The sequence below is a fragment of the Flavobacterium pectinovorum genome (genome assembly GCF_900142715.1).
GTDB classification, from domain to species: Bacteria; Bacteroidota; Bacteroidia; order Flavobacteriales; family Flavobacteriaceae; genus Flavobacterium; species Flavobacterium pectinovorum.
On record NZ_FRBX01000004.1, the window covers coordinates 487,129 to 506,717 of the forward strand.

General features: G+C 35.6%; 12 protein-coding genes. 7 read left to right on the top strand and 5 right to left on the bottom strand.

Annotated features, from left to right (window positions below; translation table 11 throughout):
• The 5 genes from BUE22_RS15940 to BUE22_RS15960 all read left to right on the top strand — a co-directional run bounded on the left by BUE22_RS15940 (position 1) and on the right by BUE22_RS15960 (position 8,721).
• Positions 1-3,063, top strand: a complete 3,063-nt coding sequence (locus BUE22_RS15940) for a DNA polymerase III subunit alpha (protein ID WP_073396366.1) — start codon at positions 1-3, stop codon at positions 3,061-3,063.
• Positions 3,064-3,328: 265 nt separating this feature from the next.
• The gene (locus BUE22_RS15945) at positions 3,329-4,414 is read left to right on the top strand and encodes a hypothetical protein (RefSeq protein WP_073396369.1); all 1,086 of its coding nucleotides are present in this window, start codon (positions 3,329-3,331) and stop codon (positions 4,412-4,414) included.
• 1 nt (position 4,415) lies between these two features.
• Positions 4,416-5,927: a hypothetical protein gene (locus BUE22_RS15950; protein ID WP_073396373.1), complete on the top strand. Its 1,512-nt coding sequence runs from the start codon at positions 4,416-4,418 to the stop codon at positions 5,925-5,927.
• Between the two features lie 2 nt (positions 5,928-5,929).
• Entirely contained in the window at positions 5,930-7,663 is a 1,734-nt protein-coding gene (locus BUE22_RS15955; RefSeq protein ID WP_073396376.1) for a hypothetical protein, read from the top strand.
• Complete coding sequence (locus BUE22_RS15960) at positions 7,651-8,721, top strand: DNA adenine methylase (RefSeq protein WP_073396379.1); 1,071 nt, start codon at positions 7,651-7,653, stop codon at positions 8,719-8,721. Before BUE22_RS15955 ends, BUE22_RS15960 begins: the two co-directional genes overlap by 13 nt.
• 79 nt (positions 8,722-8,800) lie before the next feature.
• Here the strand turns inward: BUE22_RS15960 and BUE22_RS15965 are convergent, their stop codons facing one another.
• The 5 genes from BUE22_RS15965 to BUE22_RS15985 all read right to left on the bottom strand — a co-directional run bounded on the left by BUE22_RS15965 (position 8,801) and on the right by BUE22_RS15985 (position 13,775).
• A complete protein-coding gene (locus BUE22_RS15965) occupies positions 8,801-9,079 on the bottom strand; it encodes a helix-turn-helix domain-containing protein (protein WP_073396382.1) in 279 nt (92 codons plus the stop codon).
• A gap of 879 nt (positions 9,080-9,958) precedes the next feature.
• Positions 9,959-10,402 carry a nuclear transport factor 2 family protein gene (locus BUE22_RS15970; protein WP_073396385.1) on the bottom strand — a complete coding sequence of 148 codons (444 nt, stop codon included), beginning with the start codon at positions 10,400-10,402 and terminating at the stop codon, positions 9,959-9,961.
• A gap of 115 nt (positions 10,403-10,517) precedes the next feature.
• Positions 10,518-11,279 carry an SDR family NAD(P)-dependent oxidoreductase gene (locus tag BUE22_RS15975; protein WP_073396388.1) on the bottom strand — a complete coding sequence of 254 codons (762 nt, stop codon included), beginning with the start codon at positions 11,277-11,279 and terminating at the stop codon, positions 10,518-10,520.
• A gap of 276 nt (positions 11,280-11,555) precedes the next feature.
• On the bottom strand, positions 11,556-12,383 hold the full coding sequence (locus BUE22_RS15980) for an AraC family transcriptional regulator (RefSeq protein WP_073396391.1): 828 nt from the start codon (positions 12,381-12,383) through the stop codon (positions 11,556-11,558).
• 264 nt (positions 12,384-12,647) lie between these two features.
• Positions 12,648-13,775, bottom strand: coding sequence for an MBL fold metallo-hydrolase (locus tag BUE22_RS15985; protein WP_073396394.1), 1,128 nt, complete (start codon positions 13,773-13,775; stop codon positions 12,648-12,650).
• Between the two features lie 424 nt (positions 13,776-14,199).
• Here BUE22_RS15985 and BUE22_RS15990 point away from each other — a divergent pair, with 424 nt between their 5' ends.
• Together BUE22_RS15990 and BUE22_RS15995 are read left to right on the top strand one after the other, a co-directional pair.
• Positions 14,200-16,461: a TonB-dependent receptor gene (locus BUE22_RS15990; protein WP_073396397.1), complete on the top strand. Its 2,262-nt coding sequence runs from the start codon at positions 14,200-14,202 to the stop codon at positions 16,459-16,461.
• Between the two features lie 23 nt (positions 16,462-16,484).
• On the top strand, positions 16,485-18,938 hold the full coding sequence (locus BUE22_RS15995) for a beta-glucosidase (RefSeq protein ID WP_073396399.1): 2,454 nt from the start codon (positions 16,485-16,487) through the stop codon (positions 18,936-18,938).
• Positions 18,939-19,589 lie beyond the last annotated feature (651 nt).

Here is a 19,589-nt window from a genome sequence, read left to right on the forward strand (position 1 = left end):
ATGTATCTTAACTGTCATTCTTTCCACAGCCTTCGCTATGGCACAATCCCTGTTGAGGAATTGGTATGTCAGGCATCGAATTGCGATGTAAAAGCAATGGCGCTAACCGACATCAATACGGTAACTGGAGTCTATGATTTTATCAAATTATGTAAGGCTGCAGAAATAAAACCTTTGGTTGGTATAGAATTTCGTTTCGAGCATGCATTGCGATATATAGGTCTTGCCATGAATCGTGAGGGATTGGGCGAAATGAATCGGTTTTTAACGCAGCATAATTTTGAGAATTTGCCCTTGCCGGAAATAGCTCCCGCTTTTGAAAATGTTATAGTTATATACTCGCTTAATAATGCACCCCAAATTTTAAATGAACATGAATACATCGGAATAAAGGTTGATGAGCTTTTACTGCTGTTCCAAGAGAAGTGGAAAACCAAGCTTGATAAAATGATGCTATTGCACCCCGTTACTTTTAAAAGTAAGAAAGAATACAATTTGCATAAAATATTACGGGCAATCGACCTCAATATTTTAGGTTCTAAATTATCTACAAAGGATTACTGCACTAACTTAGAGACAATGATGCCGCTTTCGCAACTATTGGAAAAGTATACACAGTATCCTTCTATCATTCAAAATACTCAAAAGATTATTGAACAATGCAATTTTGAATATGAATTTGGATTGCCACGCAACAAAAAATACTATACAAAAAGCCGCAATGAAGATATGCAGCTGCTGAGGCAGATCGCTTTGCAGGGGATGGTAAAAAAGTATGGCGCGGATAATGCAGTTGCTGTTGAACGTGTCAATAAAGAACTAAAGGTAATAGAAGAACTGGAGTTCGGCGGTTACTTTCTTATAACTTGGGATATTATTCGTTATAGCAGCAGCATGGGTTTTTTGCACATAGGACGCGGCAGTGGAGCGAACAGTATAATCGCTTACTGTCTAGGTATTACCGATATCTGTCCTATTGAACTTGACTTATACTTTGAACGGTTCCTAAATGTAAACCGCAAGAGTCCCCCAGATTTTGATATTGACTGGTCTTGGAAAGAGCGTGATATAATACTGGAATATATTTTTAAACGCTATGGAGCCGATCATGTAGCTTTTTGCGGCACCAATGTTGAATTTAAATATAAGTCAATATTTCGGGAAGTTGGCAAAGTTTTCGGTCTGCCGAAAGAAGAACTTGATGCCTTGGCTAAAAACCCCATGGAGCTTCATGATACGAATAAAGTAGTAAGGATGGTGCAAGACTACGGGATGATGCTTGAAAAATACCCCAACCAAAGAAGCATGCATTCTTGTGGGATATTGATTTCTGAGGAGCCTATCACGAATTTTACCGTTCTGGAAATGCCTCCGAAAGGATTTCCAATTGTTTTGTTCGATATGCATACAGCCGAAGAAATAGGTTTTGAAAAGTTTGATATATTAAGCCAGCGAGGTATAGGTCACATTGACGATAGTGTAAAGCTAATACAAAAAAACCGTGGCATCAATGTCAATATCAGAGATACTTCGCTCTCCAAAGATGAATCAACGGCTAATGAATTTTTGGGCCGTGGAAAAACTATTGGCTGTTTTTATATCGAAAGCCCTGCAATGCGTGGACTGCTTAGAAGACTAAACTGTAATAACTATAAAACTTTGGTGGCAGCATCATCTATTATCCGTCCAGGAGTTGCCCAAAGCGGGATGATGAAAGAATACATTTTCAGACATAACAATCCTAACCAATTTGAGTACTTCCATGAAGTATTTGAGCAGCAACTTGGTGAAACCTACGGTATAATGGTATATCAGGAAGATGTTATAAAAATCGCATTGCACTACGGCGGGCTTCCTGCTGCCGATGGGGATATACTAAGAAGAGCCATGAGTGGTAAAGGCAGGTCAAAGGCTGCTCTCCAAAAAGTCAAGGATCATTTTTTTGAATGTTGCTTAAAGCAAGGACATCCGTTAGAACTTAGCCAGGAAATTTACCGTCAGATCGAATCATTTGCCGGATACTCTTTTTGCAAAGCTCACTCGGCATCTTATGCGGTGGAGAGTTACCAGAGTCTGTATCTTAAGGTGCATTATCCAGTAGAGTTTATGGTCGCCGTAATCAATAACCAAGGAGGTTTTTACAGGACTGAAGTATATGTACATGAAGCAAGAATGTCTGGTGCAACCATTAACAATCCTTGCGTAAATAAAAGTGAATATGAGACCTCCTTATATGGTATTGATATTTACCTGGGGCTGATGCATCTTGAAGGACTTGAAACTAAAATCGCTCAGCAAATAGTATCCGAACGTGAGGTAAATGGAGAGTACCTCTCATTAGAAAATTTCATAAATAGGATCCAAATAGGGATTGAAAGCATTCAAATCCTAATTTTTATCGGCGCATTTCGATTTACGGGAAAAACCAAAAATCAACTGCTTGTAATCGCTCGTTTGATACTGGTAAATTTTAAACCGGAGAACAGAAATCTTATGCTAATACAGGAACCTGTTAAAGAATATAGCCTTCCTAAACTCGAACGCTCAGAATTCGAAGATGCCTTTGATGAAATTGAGCTGTTGAGTTTTCCAGTTTCATGTTCACCATTTGACCTGCTACAGACAAAGTTCAGGGGTGATGTATTAGCAAAAGATTTATTACAGCATCATAAGAAGCAAGTTCGCATGTTAGCCTACCTGATTTCCCGTAAGCATGTTCCAACAAAAATGGGAGCCATGTACTTCGGAACGTGGATAGATGCAGAAGGCGAATTGTTCGACACAGCGCATTTTACCGGAAGCCTAAAAGAATATCCATTTCAAGGTGGGGGCTGTTATCTGCTTTTGGGAACCGTTGAGGTTGATTATCATTTTCCTACAATAACAATTTCGAAAATGGCTAAAATGCCATTTATATCTGATCCGCGTTATTCCAATGCAGATGAGAGGCAGTTTAAGGTACACGAGCAGATTAAGGAAGATGTTAGTATGACTCATAGGCAACCATATCCACAGGAGCATGAAATTAATCTTCCAAGGCATAAGATGATTAAAGAATTTTAAACTCAAGTGGTAGAGTTATTTTCAATGAAAATTTATTATTTCTTGCATGGAATACGAACCGATAAAGTAAAAAGTTATTGTTAGTAATCGCAACGCAAATGTTTGATAGCACGATATCTCGAAAATTAAATTAAATTAAAATATTTTTCAGAATAAAATAATCGTTAACGCTATACAGTCTAAGCATTTAGTATAATGAGAATTATCTAGATATTTTAGACGTAAAAACTTAAAAAAATGCTATGTTTGTTATTTAAAAATTTAAATGGATAAGGTTATTTTTATCGCAAGTTTGCATCGCCCTTTCAGCCAGCAGTTGAAAACAACTAAATGGGTATGCGACTTTATTGCGTCATCAAAAACCAACATCCAAAGTTCACAATTAAATTTAGAATTTTATTACTATCTAATAAATATACTTTACAAAGAATATCAAAGAGAAACTCCAACAGAATTTAATGGTCTTCCGAGCGATTCTGCAGTATATAACATATATGAATATTTAAAAACAAAAAGCAAAACAAAATTCATAGAGGAAATACCAGGTATAATAAAATCACGTAATACAGCACTGGAAAGACAAATTTATTCTACTTATAAAGCAGCCTCATATTTTGTTAACCTTGCCAAGGATAAATTTGGATTAGTTGATGATAAGAATAAGTTGACTTATACGGGGAATTCTTTGATCGCAATAAGGTCCAATTTTTATAAGCTTTCGACAGTTGAAAAAGAATTTTTTTTTGTGAGAATTTTGGAGGCAGATTTTCATTTATTTTTAACTCTCTGTCTGTTTAATAAATTGGAAAAGAAATATTCTTTAAAAGGGACTATTGATGAGCAATTAGATTTTATAGATAAATTTCTAAAAATTAGTCATTTCAAATTCACATCTGCAAGCTTATCTAATTATAACATTGTCAGAACATATTGGGCAGAAATTATTGGAGTATTGAATAGCCAAGGAAATATTCGTAAAAAATACATTGACATTATTAATGATAATGAAAAGTTTCGAGAATCATTTTTGAATCTAAGTGGCTTGTTTTTAAAATTTGAAAAGGAAAATTTTAAGAGTAAAATATCTTACCATACCCGAAAAGCTATCTTTGTAAAAAGTTACAAAAATTGTCTCAAGCAAAATATTAGTGATTTGGGGTATATTAATTTGTATGATATCAAGCAACAGATGCGAATATCATCGCAGAACTTTCAAGTTTTTTTAGCCGAATTTTATGAGCTTGAAAAAAATAATCTCAGTATTTTTTTTAATAATACTGTAAATTCAATCGACAGACGGGAACGGTTTTATATTAGAAACAGACCAGTCATTAAAATAAAAATAAAATAGTATGGAAATCAAAACACTTTGGGAGAAACTCTCTCTACCATCAGACAGAATGAGTACATTTAAAAAAGATATTGCTGAAGGTAAGGTTCCTGAACTTCCATTTTATATAGTTGGACAAGACAAACTAAAAGCTACGATCAAACAACGTGTTGAACAGATCGACCAATCCCGAATGATAACTAATTTGATTATTGCCGAGTATGGTAATGGCAAAACAAATTTGCTAAAATATCTGGAGCTATTTTTTAAAACTCATAATGATTTAGGGATTTCTGTGCAGTATTCTAGGGCTGATGTTGAGAGAACTGATCTCGTAATTTTCTTGCTAAAAATCATTCAAGACAAGTATCTGCATGAACTTATAAGAATAGTAAAAATATTGCGTGAAACACCTGAAGTAATTCCAGGCCTTGCCAATAACTTTGATAGTAACTTCAGGGAAATTGAAGAATATACTAATAAGCTGTTTGTAAAAGATATAGACGATCAAATTATAACGGAAATTTTGTATTTAGGTACTGGAAGACTAAGCAATAAAAGATATTTCGACAAATTAAAAATAGAGCAGTTGAGAGATTTTAATAGGAGAGAAATACTAGTATTGTTTCTGAATATTCTTTCACAAGATAAAAAGTTTATAATTTTTGCGATTGACGAGATTGAGAAAATAAGAGAAAAATCAAAAATTCGTTTCAACCATTTCCTAACCTCTTATCGCGAGTTGGTTGATCTTTTTAATCAGATTAACGGTCATTACCTAATTGTTAGTTTTACAGATAGTATTGGATCTTCTGAGATAAGCAACGCTAACAATGCATTGTATACAAGAATTAAGGGAGATATTGCACATATTGAGCCTTTAAAATCGAAAGACGACATTCAGAATTTGATTGGATATCTTAATGAACTATTTGATACCAAAAAAGACATCAACGATATTTATACTGGACTTTCAAAGAGAGATGCAACAAATAACCGTAGTGCCATACAAGAAATATCAAAATTACTTTATGCACAAGAATCCACGGAGTCATTAGACAAAATGTTGGCAGATGTTGAGCTTACGGATTTATTTACCTCAACATCAACTAAGCTTGACAATGATGAGGCCTTTAAAAATATGCACAGAAAGTTCTTTGATCCGCTAGAATATTACATTGAATCATTAGGACAGAATTCTGATGGTCTTAACAAGCAGGAAAGAACTTTCATTGATATTGACAACGAGAAAGTACACTACTTCATTTTTAATACTTATTTAGAAGATTTTGAAAACGAAAAAATCAAGATAAAATATCTGATCGATGACAATCCAGGATATTCGATAATTGTTTATGCTCCGATTACTCTTGAATTAACGCACAGCAAACTTGACATAGATGAAGAGAATCTTTCTATCATCGATGTAGAGCCTAAACATTTATTTGTACTGCTCGTTATGTACAGAGACAACTTTGACTTACAGCCGCAGATAGCAGATCTTATTTCAAATTATTCACGTCAAAAACTATAGGAATGTTTGATAATAAAAGCAACATAACCCATTATATCTATAGGATTCAACTTGAAGGTATAATAAAAGCTATTTGTGATATTTCCTTTGATATTGGAACACAGATACAAGATATTATAGTTATTAAGGATAAAGACAAAGGCTTCACAATTGAAGATCTTTTTGTCGACGATTTTATTAAAGAGATCAATGTCAGGCCAGAATCTTTATCTGACCAAACATCAGAATCTGGCGAAGTTGTTCTTGGATTAACCCCAGATCAGTTTTTCTCTCGTATAGCTGACCATTTTAATAGTGAATTGTTTTATTTAGAAGAATTTTTGCAGGCGTTGTCTGATTCCTCGATACTTTTTATAAATAAAAAGGAAAACCGTTTCATTGGATTAAACGATTCTGCAAAAGACAGGTTAATCCCAGCATTAAAAGGCGCCAAAATTCTAAAAACCCTTATTTTACAGTTAAAAAGCGAAAAGATTAAAGGAAGTTTACAAAAAATCGATATGTTTGAAAACGATTTTTTCTACAGATCAACAATACAATCAAACAAACAGGAAAGCCAGCCATTATTGGTGTGCATTCCCCAATCTCTTCTTAATCGGGCAACGCTTAAAGCTGAATTTGTAGATCGTTATGATTTTTGGTTAAACTTCGAGCTTTACCACTCCTCATATGGTATTGACCTAGCAGCTATTGAAGAATATAGCTTACTGACTGATGTAGAGAACGAATTAGAAGTTGGCCTTTTAGTGGGTGACTATTTGCTACCTTATCCAAATGTAGATTTGATAAAGTATATATCAGAAGATAAAAAGCTTGAATATTATTGGATGCTTCTGGAAAATACATACAGCATCAAGCCAGCGGTAGAACTGAAAAAAGATACCGTAATAAAAGATTTTACCGATCTCAGTAGAGATGTGGAGCTGAATCAGCTACTTTCATACTTAAAAAATAACTTCTATATAAGCGATAAGTCGCTAATAAAGGAAAAATTTATAAAGTTCTTTAATGAAGTTGTAATAGTGGAAAACCTTGATTTCTTAAGTGAATATCAATTTCTTTTGTCACCCGAAATGGCACAAGAAACCACATTAGGAGTATATAGTACAGAAAAAAAGGGAGATAGTTACAATCTTTTGCATTGGATAAATCATAAGACTACCAATAAGCTTGACCACTTTAGAAAAACAGTGCCAACTGTAAAGGCGAAAAAAATAATTTTCACATTGAAGCCTGCCATTTGTTATTATTTTTTACTCAAGTATTTTGAAGATATTCTTGAAAGTATTTTAGTAGAAAATAAGTATGTATATCTAGCAAACCATAAATTTTTTGATAAAGGCGCGGAAACTGAAATCGATTTTTTTGTGAACACTGGAAAAAAGCTGTATTATATCGAAACCAAGACTAAGCTAACTAAATTCTATATTGATGCTTTTCTAAAAAAATCTTCATCTATGATCAACAAATTCGCTCCGATGACCAATCATGGTATTGAGATCGAATTTATTTTAATAGGGGGTTATAGTGATTCAACAGTTGCGGATTATCAATATTTTATTGAGAATTCAAAAAAAAGGGAAGATGGTTACAATACTGAAAGAGCTGCATTAAATGGAAAGCCCTATTATTTTACAGTGCCAATTCCAGACAAGCAAGGCAAACAGATAACCTGTATCGCCGAGCCCCAATATGAAAATTTACAAAGTCTTGTTCTAGAGTTATGTCAAAAATAAAGTTACCGGTAACAAGATATTATGGCTCAAAAAGGAAGCTAGTCGAAAGAATTTGGAACGAAATTGAAAATCTTGGATTGGAATTCAACTCCGTACTCGACGTCTTTGGAGGAACTGCGATTTTTTCATACTATTCAAAAGTTAAGGGCAAGACTGTTATTTACAATGACATTTTTACTTTTAATACTCTGATAGGGAGAAAATTGATTGAACACACTTCGAATGAATTAACGTATGATCATGCGGTAGATTTGCTTCAACCCGTAGCGGATAGAATATATCTAAATACCATTCAAGAAAACTTTGAGGGCATTTACTTCACTAATGAAGAAAATGCCCAAATAGACATCTTTATACAAAATGCTAATGCGCTGGAAAATGAGAATCAAAGACTGAGTGCTTATTATCTTCTCTTCCAGTCATGTATAATTAAAAGGCCTTATAATTTATTTCACAGGAATAATCTCAGTATGAGACTAAACTATTCCGGGGGGAATTTCGGAAATAAAAAAACGTGGGAGAGACCATTTGAAGAACTATTTTCAAGATTCATAAAAGAATTAGACGAATTTACATTTGAAAATGGTCAACCAAATAGAGCAGTAAATTCTTCGGCCCTTAATTGTAACGAAATCGCGGACCTAATATATATTGATCCTCCCTATTTCAATTCAAAAGGACATCATACAACTTATCATTCTAAATATCATTTCCTTGAAGGGCTGGCAAATTATGGTGAAATAGCCAATCACATTAATCCAGATAAAAACAACAGGGAAATTGTAATAAATAAAAGCGAAGAATTCGAGAGACCGGCAAGATTTTTACAAGAACTAGAACAGTTAATATTAAATCACGTAAACTCAATTATAGTAATCTCTTACAGGAACAACGGTGTCCCATCTATACAAGAAATTTCAGATTTGCTAATAGTATGCAAGCCAGGTTGCCAGATTCATACTATAGATCTAGGTATGTATGGATATGCACTGAACAAGACTAATAAATTGAATAATGAATTTTTAATAATAGGAACTAATGATCCTCTTGTAGCATAAAGATATTATTCTTGAATGAAAAAATTTTAAGTAATGACCTTCACAAGTGAAGGTCATTTTAGTCAAACATATATTCTCTTCACTTAAGATTATTTACTCCTTCCATCAATTTTTGGATATCTTCATAACGATAATACATTAACCCACCAATTTTATTATAGGGCAAAGTACCATTTATCCTAAGATTCTGTAGAGTTCCGGCAGAAATACTGAGAAGTTTACGAACCTCATAACTTTTGAGCCAAACGCGCGTTTCCTCGCCTTTTTTGCGCGGATACTGTTGATAGCTTCTTATTTCTTCCAGCAGTTCTTTTTTAAATTTTTCTAGGTCATCCCTTGTAATAAGATCTACATTCATACTACACACTTTTTACTTTAATACTATCATTCCCCACCACCTTAAGCGTCTAAGCTTCAAGATTAGGCAAAATAAATGCATTGTGATATCAATAAAGTGGATTTGCGTACGTTTGGCAGACAATGGCTTTTTTTTGCTGATGAAGGTGAAGGTATATATACTCTAAAAGATGCTGTCGTTATTTTTTAACAAAAACAGCATATTCTCCCTTCACAACGTTTGGTGCAAAAGAGATATTTATCAGAGAGCAGTTAACTGTCTGCAAACGTAAAAAGCGACTAATAGACAAATATGGGAGATAAGCAGACCTATTAAATGGGAGTTCAGCGACATACTTTTACTTAAAAAAGTATCATGAAATTCGGCTTCTTAGTTTTACTGCTTTCTGCAGCTTACTAATGATGGTGACTATTTTTTGTTAGAAACATTTTTATTACTAAATTTTGTCTTTAGATTTTCTAATCAGAATTATCTATTAGGAGGAAGTGAGAATAATTTCATAATTAACTTCCTCTGCCTATTAGATAGAACCTCCAGATCGCACCGTAAATAGATTATTTAGGAACTTTAGGAAATCACTATTAAGGCGTTGAAATTAATTGCTATTTTGACAAGCATTAAAATCTAAATTAAAAGAAATATACAGTGGCTATACATTTTAAATTATTCGTTGAAATTCAAAAAATAAGATGTGGGCATTTGTTGTTTTTAAGCTATAGACCAATATGTTTTTTTTAAAGGCTTATCCCGTGAAGAATAAGCACTTTATTATTATATGAAAGCAGAATATTTGCAGTGTCTTTATTTTAGATCACCTATAGCTAATCTTTTTTAAATTAATGGTGATCAAGTGCCTGCAGTATTACAGGTTTCCAAAATTTAAGCTGACAGATCAATGTCAAAAGCCTTAGCCATGATAAATGGATTGAAGTATTCTGCATACTCAAGTATTTTACCATTCTCCATCTTGAAAGTTCCTACATAGTCGTTTGCATAAACACTGCCGTCATGAAGTCCTATCTCTCCTGTGAATTTGGCAAAGATCAGATTCGGGTCGTCAGTAGTATAAAGACGACGTGGGTAGCGGAAGTAGGCGAAACGGGAAGGTAGTTCGCTAAATTGTTTATAGACCGCATCAAGTCCGTTTACACTGCTTTGATAGCCCTTTGGTGCATAAGGCATCAGTTGTTTACCTTCGGGTGCGAAAATTTCCTTAATCACCTCAAAATCCTGTGTTTCCATTGTGTGAAAGAATCGCTCTACGACGAGCCTATTTTGTTCAGCAAGTTCTTGAGTAGAAAGATTAATAGTTGATTTCGACATAAGAATATGAATTAATGTTAATATTTAAAAAGTGAATTATGCTGCTGGGTTCCTGTGATTAAAATAAACAGGGTAGACAGCAGTAGTTATATGGAATAGAATCTTTATAAAGAAATTATATTACCAAAAGCCCGCCATCTATGGGCAGAGCATGACCAATCATATAGCTGGCATCTGAACTGCAAAGCCAAAGCACAGCATTTGAAATTTCTTCAGGACGTCCCAATCTTCCTAGAGGGATAAGTCGGACGAATTCTTCCATGCTAAATCCTTCGCTGTTAAGCATTGATTCCACCATTGATGTCCTGATGGTACCGGGACAAACAGCATTAACTCTGATACCTTTAGGTGCGTACTCAACAGCAGCAGTTTTGGTAAGACCAATGACACCGTGCTTTGAGGAGATATATCCACCAAGTCCAGCTGTTGTCACGAAGCCACCTACAGATGAACAATTGACTACTGAACCGCTTCCCTGTTGCTCCATATGCTTTAGTTCATACTTTAGGCATAACCATACACCACGGAGATTAACGCTTTGCACCCGATCCCATTCTTCAGATGACATTTCACTGGTGAATTTATTTGTCTGCATAACTCCAGCGTTGTTAAAAGCAAAGTCAAGTCGACCAAATGTAGAGACTGTCTGTTCGATCATTGCCCGTACCTGATCCTCATCAGCAACATCGCAATTGATTGCAATCACATTATGACCAGCGGCTGAAAGCTCTTCGGCTGCTCTTTTTGCTCCATCATTGATATCGGCCATTGCGACTGAAGCACCTGCTTCAGCAAATGCCTTGGCTGTAGTTAGACCCATGCCTGAGCCAGCGCCAGTTACTAAGGCTGCTTGCCCCGAAAAATTGTATTTTACCATTTTGATTATAATTTGAGTGATTTATTTACCAGCATTGTTTTGCGGGATCTACCATTACCTCATTGAAAGTTGTATATTCTGGCTAATCAAACATTGATGTTAATACCTCCATAATACTATACAGTTCTGACCATACTTCTTATATGGGGAATTATTTACCATTGACTGATTAGTTGCAATGTTATAATTACATCTTCAAAATTACATAAAGAGCCTCTTAACAAATTTGTTAAGAGGCTCAATTTTCATTGCTATCAAGCTCAATAATAATAAACGCTATACTTTGGTAGGAGGAATGCCGTACTGCTTTTTGAATGCAATGGAAAAATGGGAGGGATTTTTAAATCCAACTTCCACATATACTTCATTAACTTTTTTGCCTTGGTCCTTCAGTTTTAAATATGCTGCCTCTAGTCGCCTTTTAATAAGCCATCTCTGTGGTGTAAGATCACATATTTTTGTAAAATCCCTCTTGAAGGTAGCTAAACTTCTTCCGGTATAAGAAGCGATCTGTTCCATTGTAAGATCATCTGTATAATGTTTGTTCAAGAAGTCCATTATATCTACTTTCCAGGGGTCACTAAAATCAAAGAGTATAGGGTGCAAATTTTCGGAATTATTCAATATGGCATAAATCCCCTCCAACATTTTAAGATTAACGATGGCTTTAGTAGGTTCTATATCTTCATCAAAATAGGGCGTCAGGGATTGGAACAAGCTGACCAGGTCGGCACCAGGTGTTAGTTTGAAAATATTTTTATCTGTTACGGAGTATTTCTTTGGAAGCTCGGATTTATCCATTTTACTGTAAAACTCACGCAGTGTATTGCGATCAAATGTAAGTGATATTCCTTTGTACAGGTCATCTCCCCTGCCATTCTTATACATAACCACCCGGTGGTTCCTACGGATTAAAGCACATTCTCCCGCTTGCAATTTAATCCTTTCTTTATTGTTTTCAATGATTTGTTCACCTGAATAAATATAAACCAAAATATGCTCAGGCGCACCTTCAATACATTTTTCACTCTCTTCCGAAAAGCATGATAAGAATATGCCGGAATAGTTTATTGTTTTTAATTTGTTATTCAGTTGGATTTCCATTGTGTTTTTATTTAACTTATACAAAGTTAAATATTTGATAGTGATTAATCTTTTCTTAAAGGCTCACATTGCTTTACTGTGAAGCTTATTATACTTGTCCCCAGCATTTACTTTAAGGCAATTTTATTCCTCAATTTTGTTAAAGACTATGCTACTCTATACAAACCTAATGGTCTTTCATGTAAAAACTGACTATTTTATCTTTCTCCGTGTTTGCTAAAAGCACTGGGTTCACAAAATATTGATAGCTTTCTTTTAATTTTTTTACAGCTTTAACCACCACTGTTCGAAAACCTGCTGTTTATCTTTAAGCCGGATGACTTCTCCAATTTTCGGTGTTGCCAGGTGATAATCTTTATCCTTTGATAATTTTGTGATTTCGTTCAAAGGTTCGTCCCACGGATGATTGGCGAGTGTAAATTTAGAATGATGGACAGGAAGCAAATTTTCAGCTTTTAAGTCCAACGTCGCTTGTGCTACTTCATTGGGAAGAAGATGAACAGATTGCCAAGCCTTGTCATATTGTCCACATTCAACTATTGCCCAATTGATGTTGGGGAATTTTCGGGCAATGTATTTAAACCGGTCGGTGTAACCACCGTCACCACTGTAATAAATTGTCATATCATTAGATTTGATTACGAAAGAAAGCCACTGGCTTTGTCCGCTTTTGAAAGTTCTTCCAGATTCGTGATGTGTTGATTCAGAATAGATGGAAAAGCTTTTGTTGATTAATGTTTCGTTCGCCCAGTCGGTTTCGATCAATTGTTTTTCCGAATACCCCCAATGTTCATAATGCGCACCAGCACCAAGTCCACAGATGACCTTTTTTACCTTCGGCTGTAATGCCTTTGCAGTCTCATAATCCAAATGGTCATAATGGTCATGAGATAGTAGCATATAGTCGATATCAGGCATATCACCAGCAGTGTAAATATTTGTTCCTTTGTATGCACGCACACTGTTAGGTAATGGTGAAGCAGAATCACTGAATACCGGATCAACTAAAATTTTTACGCCATCAAGCTGAAGAAAAAACGAAGAATGTCCAAACCATATAATTATATCAGCCTCTTTAGATATGGTCTTTAAATTTGTTTTGATTGATGGCAAAGCTGTCGCAGGTTCACGGCGAGGATGATCCTCTGCTATTGTTTTCCATAGCTCATTCCACTGATCATACCCAGGTGAAATCGTTGGTTTTTCAATGATGTTACGAAATCTCCCATCGATATAATGCTCAGACTTCTTGATCAGTTCAAGCCTTTTGCCCTTAGGTAAAGAACCGAACTGAGGCTGGAGCATATAGATATAGACTGTTAGTGAAAATAAGATGATCATCATCGTAAAGATGATACCAGTGTTGAGCAGCCTTTTTTTTAATCTTTTCATTTTCTATTGCATCTCATTTATACAATTAATGTTAGTCGTTTCCATCATTTCATTTTTTCTTTCAAATTTAAGAAACAATGCAGCATTTTTCAGTAAGCTTTTCAAACCATAGGTTAAGTTTTTCAAATCATAAAATAAAAAGAACTTCAGTGATAGCCAGTGTATTAATAAGGCGCTATCCAATGGTAACCTAAATGAGCTTTATAGCAATGAAATTTGATCTTCTAAGAAACATTACTTATGGCCGTTCTTTCTAATTTGGCCGTCGCAATAAAATTTTTTATTGCAAAAACTTTTAAAAATTAAATTTTTTAAAATAGAAATAATAACCTGCTCTACATTTTAAAATTACAACTATTTAAACCATAGGCAGCAAATAGACGTGGTATATGTTGAAAAAAATAAAACCATATCATAACAAACAATGAGAAAATCAACTTTAAAAATTGCTCCACTGGGATTGATACTATCTTTCGCTATTGCATCTGGTCAGGAGACCGACAGTCTTTCTGTGAAAAATGCTGTAAAAGCAGCAACAAAAAATGACGTGGGAATTAAAACTGTCACGAATTCCAAAGAAGAGAACAATAGAAATGTGATGCTGAATGCAGCAAACAATACAAGTCCAAGAGACGTAAATATCGGCTTGCCTTCAACTGTTGGCGGAATCACAATTCTTGAGAACGACCTGCCTGTCGTTTACTTTTTTTGGCCTGAACTTCCAAATAAGACCTGGAGACAAAGTGTGGGTCTCGAAAGAACGGGACTTCTGAAAATGGATCAGTTGGCCAATACCATGGGTGATCTTGGTTTTGCGGTCAACTCTTATTCTCAGACCGGAACTAAAGATTTTAAATTGAATGCAAAATTTACCACAAGCACTTTTGGCTGGCTTCAGGGCGATGTAAATGTTTCCGGACCAATTTCAAAAAACGGATGGACCTACACAGCAGGTGCTTTCCTCAACTACGATCCGAGCACTTATAAATTGGGATTTGCCAGAAACGTAGACGAAACCAATATTTTCAGAGCAGGTGCAACGAAGTATTTTAAAGATGACAAGGGCAAGATCTCGTTTCTTTACAAATATGCGGAATCATATGGTGTCAACAATTACGCACTTTTTCAGTATGGAGAAAATGGAAAAGTGACAGAACTTGAAAATTTTAAAATCGGAAGAGATTCATACGTGGTAAACGATGGAATGTTTAAAATGAAAGATATTTTGTCAGGAATGGACTACTGGGGTAAGGTATCTGGAGATGACAATCGAAACACATCGCATAATTTTGATATCCTTGGAAATTATCTATTGGATAACGGCTGGAATTTCAAGTTTTCCACCAGAGCACACTTTGCCAATGCAAGAATGGCGAACATCGTTCCCTTAAGTATTATCAATGCCGATCCGTCAGCAGGATACACAATTGCTTCAACTGGGCAGGCTTATTCAGGACTGGTAGGGACACAGCTGGCTCTGCACACTCCGAAGACCCCAGTTACAAATATTGCGGGACGTTTTTCACTAAACAAACAAATAGGAGATCATAATTTAACAGTAGGAGTTTTAGAACAGTACTATCACGTTGATAAATTCACGTCTAACAGGTCGTTTTTTTTCCAGACAGTTGGTGCGCAACCTCAAAGATTGATCGGCCCGGGTACAGATGCTGATGGTTTTTACGGTTATAATCTGGGAGGTGAATATCATAGCGGAACTGAAAATAAGATATCGGTCTACGGAACAGACGAATGGAAAGTGACGGATGACCTTAATCTGAGCTATGGTCTGCATTTGAGACATCACAGTATTGACGGTGAATTTTCACTGACCCCTAAAACCGTAGGTTTTAGCTTTACAGATCCCAGCCAGTTTAATCAAATCAACAAAAACTTTTTCCAAATCTCAGGAAGTTTGAATGCAACTTATAACATCAGCAAGAACTTTGGTGTTATTGCTAATTTCTTATATACCGAAGAAAACAGAAGATTGGAAAGCTATTCACAGGCATTTGATCCCAATACTGATAAAATAAAAAGTCCCTTGGGTGCTTTTGGAGTTTTCTGGAATACAGATTATATCCAGCTTATTTCCCAGGCAACTTATCTCAAAAAGAACAATAATCTTGACAGATATAATCTTGTTAATCCTTCAAACACAACCCAATCTCAAAATGTTACCGTTTACTACGATATTCAAACCATTGGATGGACCACAGATTTTGTTTTAAAACCTTTTAAAGGATTTAATCTACATTACTTGTTAACCTTCCAGAATCCGGTTTACGAGAAATTTAATTTCAATGCTTTCGGAACGGATTACGACTACGATGACAATAATGTTTTGGGAGTAGCAAAAGTTCTTATGGAAATAGATCCAAGCTATTCTATTGAAAAATGGAGATTCTGGGCAAGTTTCAGATATTTTTCAAAGCAATATGCGAATCTTACCAATGCATTATATTTTGCACCAAGATGGGAAACCTTCGGAGGTGTAAGTTATACCGTAAACAAAAATATCAACCTTGGTGCAACAGTTATTAATTTCCTTAACCAAAGAGGAGCTAGTGGGACCATAAATGGTGCTGAACTGATCACAGATGCTAGTCCTTATTATGGGAGGCTTTTGACAGGAACTTACATAATGCCATTGACAGGTCAGCTGTCCGTCAACTTTAATTTTTAAAAAAATATTGTAATATAAATAATATGAAAAAGAACACATCTTCATTGATAAGCCTTTCTTACAAAGCAAAATATGCAGTTTTCTTTCTGGCTTTACTTACTGCTTCACCTTTCGCAAATGCTCAAAGTAATACTATAAAGGTTGCAGGTCAGTCATTTAAGGATTTTAATAAAAACGGAAAATTGGATATTTGGGAAGATACCCGTATTTCGGCTGATAGAAGAATAGATGCTATCATAAATCAAATGACGAATGTAGAAAAAACTGATCTTCTACTTGGAATAGGAATGGCAGGAATAGAAGAACTGACTGGTCCTATTGGGGATTCCAAAGTAGGAAGAGTTCCCGGTTCCGCAGGTGGGACAACAGCCTACGATAGATTCGGAATTCCAAGTACAATTGTCGCAGATGGTCCAGCCGGGCTCAGAATTACGCCAATAAGAGAAAATGATACACAAACTTACTACGCAACGGCATTTCCAGTTGGGACAGCATTGGCATCCACGTGGAACAAACCGCTTTTAGAGCAGGTTGGTGAAGCAATTGGAAGTGAAGTCAAAGAGTACGGCGTTGATGTTTTGTTGGCTCCGGCCCTTAATATTCACAGAAATCCGTTGAACGGAAGAAACTTTGAGTATTATTCTGAAGATCCTCTGATCTCAGGGAAAACTGCAGCGGCTATCGTTAATGGGATTCAGTCTCAAGGTGTGGGAACTTCCATCAAACATTTCGCTGCAAATAATCAGGAGACGAATCGTTTGACGATCAATGCACACGTTTCCGAAAGAGCAATGAGAGAACTTTATCTAAAAGGTTTTGAAATTGCGGTCAAAGAATCACAACCTTGGACGGTAATGTCTTCATATAACAAAATCAATGGTCAATATGCTTCTGCAAACAAAGACCTGTTGACTCAGGTTTTAAGAAATGAATGGGGCTACAAGGGAATTGTAATGACAGACTGGTTCGGAGGTTTTCCTGGTTTTACATCAATCAGGGATGGGGTAGTATCTGATGTTGTTAAACAGATGAATGCAGGAAATGATTTGCTGATGCCGGGAATTCCAACGCAGAAAAAAGCTGTGCTGGATGCGTTGAATTCTGGGAAATTATCTCAGGAAGTAGCTAACCGTAATGTGAAAAGACTTCTGGAATTTGTTTTTAAAACACCGTCGTTTGCAAATTATAAATACAGCAATAAACCTAATTTGACTCAAAATGCAGAAGTGACAAGAAATGCAGCAGCAGAAGGAATGGTTCTGCTTAAAAACGATAGAGATGCTTTGCCGTTTGCAGATAAACAAAAAGAAGTTTCATTATTCGGAGTGACTTCTTACGCATGGATTACAGGCGGAACTGGAAGTGGAGCTGTTAATAACAAGCATACTGTATCTTTGCTGGAAGGACTTAATAAAGCCGGTTATAAACTGGACCAAGAGCTTGTGGATCTTTACAAACCTTTTGCAGAAAGAGAAAAATTGGCAGAGCAAAAAAATAGAGAGGCTGAAGGATTACTGGCTGTTCCGAAAAGACTTTCAGAAATGAAAATAGATGATGCATTCATTACTCAAAAAGCAGCAACTTCGGAAATCGCTTTTGTTACATTGGGTAGAAATTCAGGGGAGAACGGTGACAGATCAGTTACGAATGACTTTAATATGGCATCTGATGAGCTGGAAATGCTGGATAAAGTATCAAAGGCTTTCCACGAAAAAGGTAAAAAAGTGGTGGTCATCTTAAATATTGGAGGAGTTATTGAAACAGCTTCCTGGAAAGATAAAGTAGATGCTATTCTACTGGCTTGGCAACCCGGACAGGAAGGTGGACATTCTGTTGCGGATGTGATCTCAGGTAAAGTCAATCCGTCAGGAAAACTTACAATGACTTTTCCGGTAAATTACATTGATCATCCCTCTGCTAAAAATTTCCCTGGAGTCCCTGCGGACAATCCGGTGGATGTGACCTATGCTGAAGGTATATATGTAGGATATCGATTTTTTAACACATTTAATGTAAAACCATCTTATGAGTTCGGCTACGGAAAATCTTACACCAATTTTACATATTCCAAGATCAAAACCAGTTCAAAAATTTTCAGCAATCAATTGGAGATAAGCGTTGAAGTAAAAAATACAGGAAAAGTGGAAGGAAAAGAAGTGGTGGAGTTATATCTTTCAGCTCCTGACCAATCGATTGATAAGCCGAGGTCTGAATTGAAAGCATACACAAAGACCAGAGATCTGAAACCTGGAGAATCTCAAACGGTCACATTGACATTGAAATCCAAAGACCTGGCATCATTTATCACAACAAAATCTGCATGGATAGCAGAAGCCGGAAGCTATAAGGTTAATGTTGGCTCATCATCTCTAGATGTTAGGCAAACTGCAGAATTCTCTGTGCCTAAAGAAATTACCGTCGAAAAGGTTCAGCACGTCTTCGCTGCTGATAAGCAGTTTGACGATCTGAAACCTTAATCAAGTAAAGAGTAAGAGACTGAAATTTTCAGTCTCTTACTCTTTACTTACAAATGGTGCAATCTGTTACAAATATATCTATTAATTCAGATGATGAAATTTTGATGTTAATATCATAACTGTTTTATAATTCCATTCAATATAATTTGGATCTTCAGGATCGGTATACAGTGCCAATATACGATCAGCTTCACTCTCGGTCGCACCATAGCCCCATCGCTGTCCAAATAATGCACCCTCCCAATGCAAATTTACTTACCGGTAATACAGTTTTTTCCTAAAATTTTATATTCCATAAGACTTGTAATTATGGGACAAAGTTATTGCATATTAAGTAATAAAATATTACCGCTAATCAAAAGGTTATCGAATACTTTTTTGATAGTGTTGCATCTTAACAAATTAGTATTATTTTGCCATTGCATAAATTTGTCCTGAATAAAAGAAATTATTGGTGTGGTAGGTGGCTTGGGAACCATAACAGGTGGTGATCTTTTTTTTTAATTTTTGAGAGATAGAAAAGTCTTAAAAAAACAGATGGATTACCATTTTATTTTTTAGCAGCAACCTTAGCCTCGTAGTTCCGGGTCTTGTATTGTCAAAAAAGATTGTCGCTCTCAGTTTGAATTAAAAATGGGAGCATTTCTACTC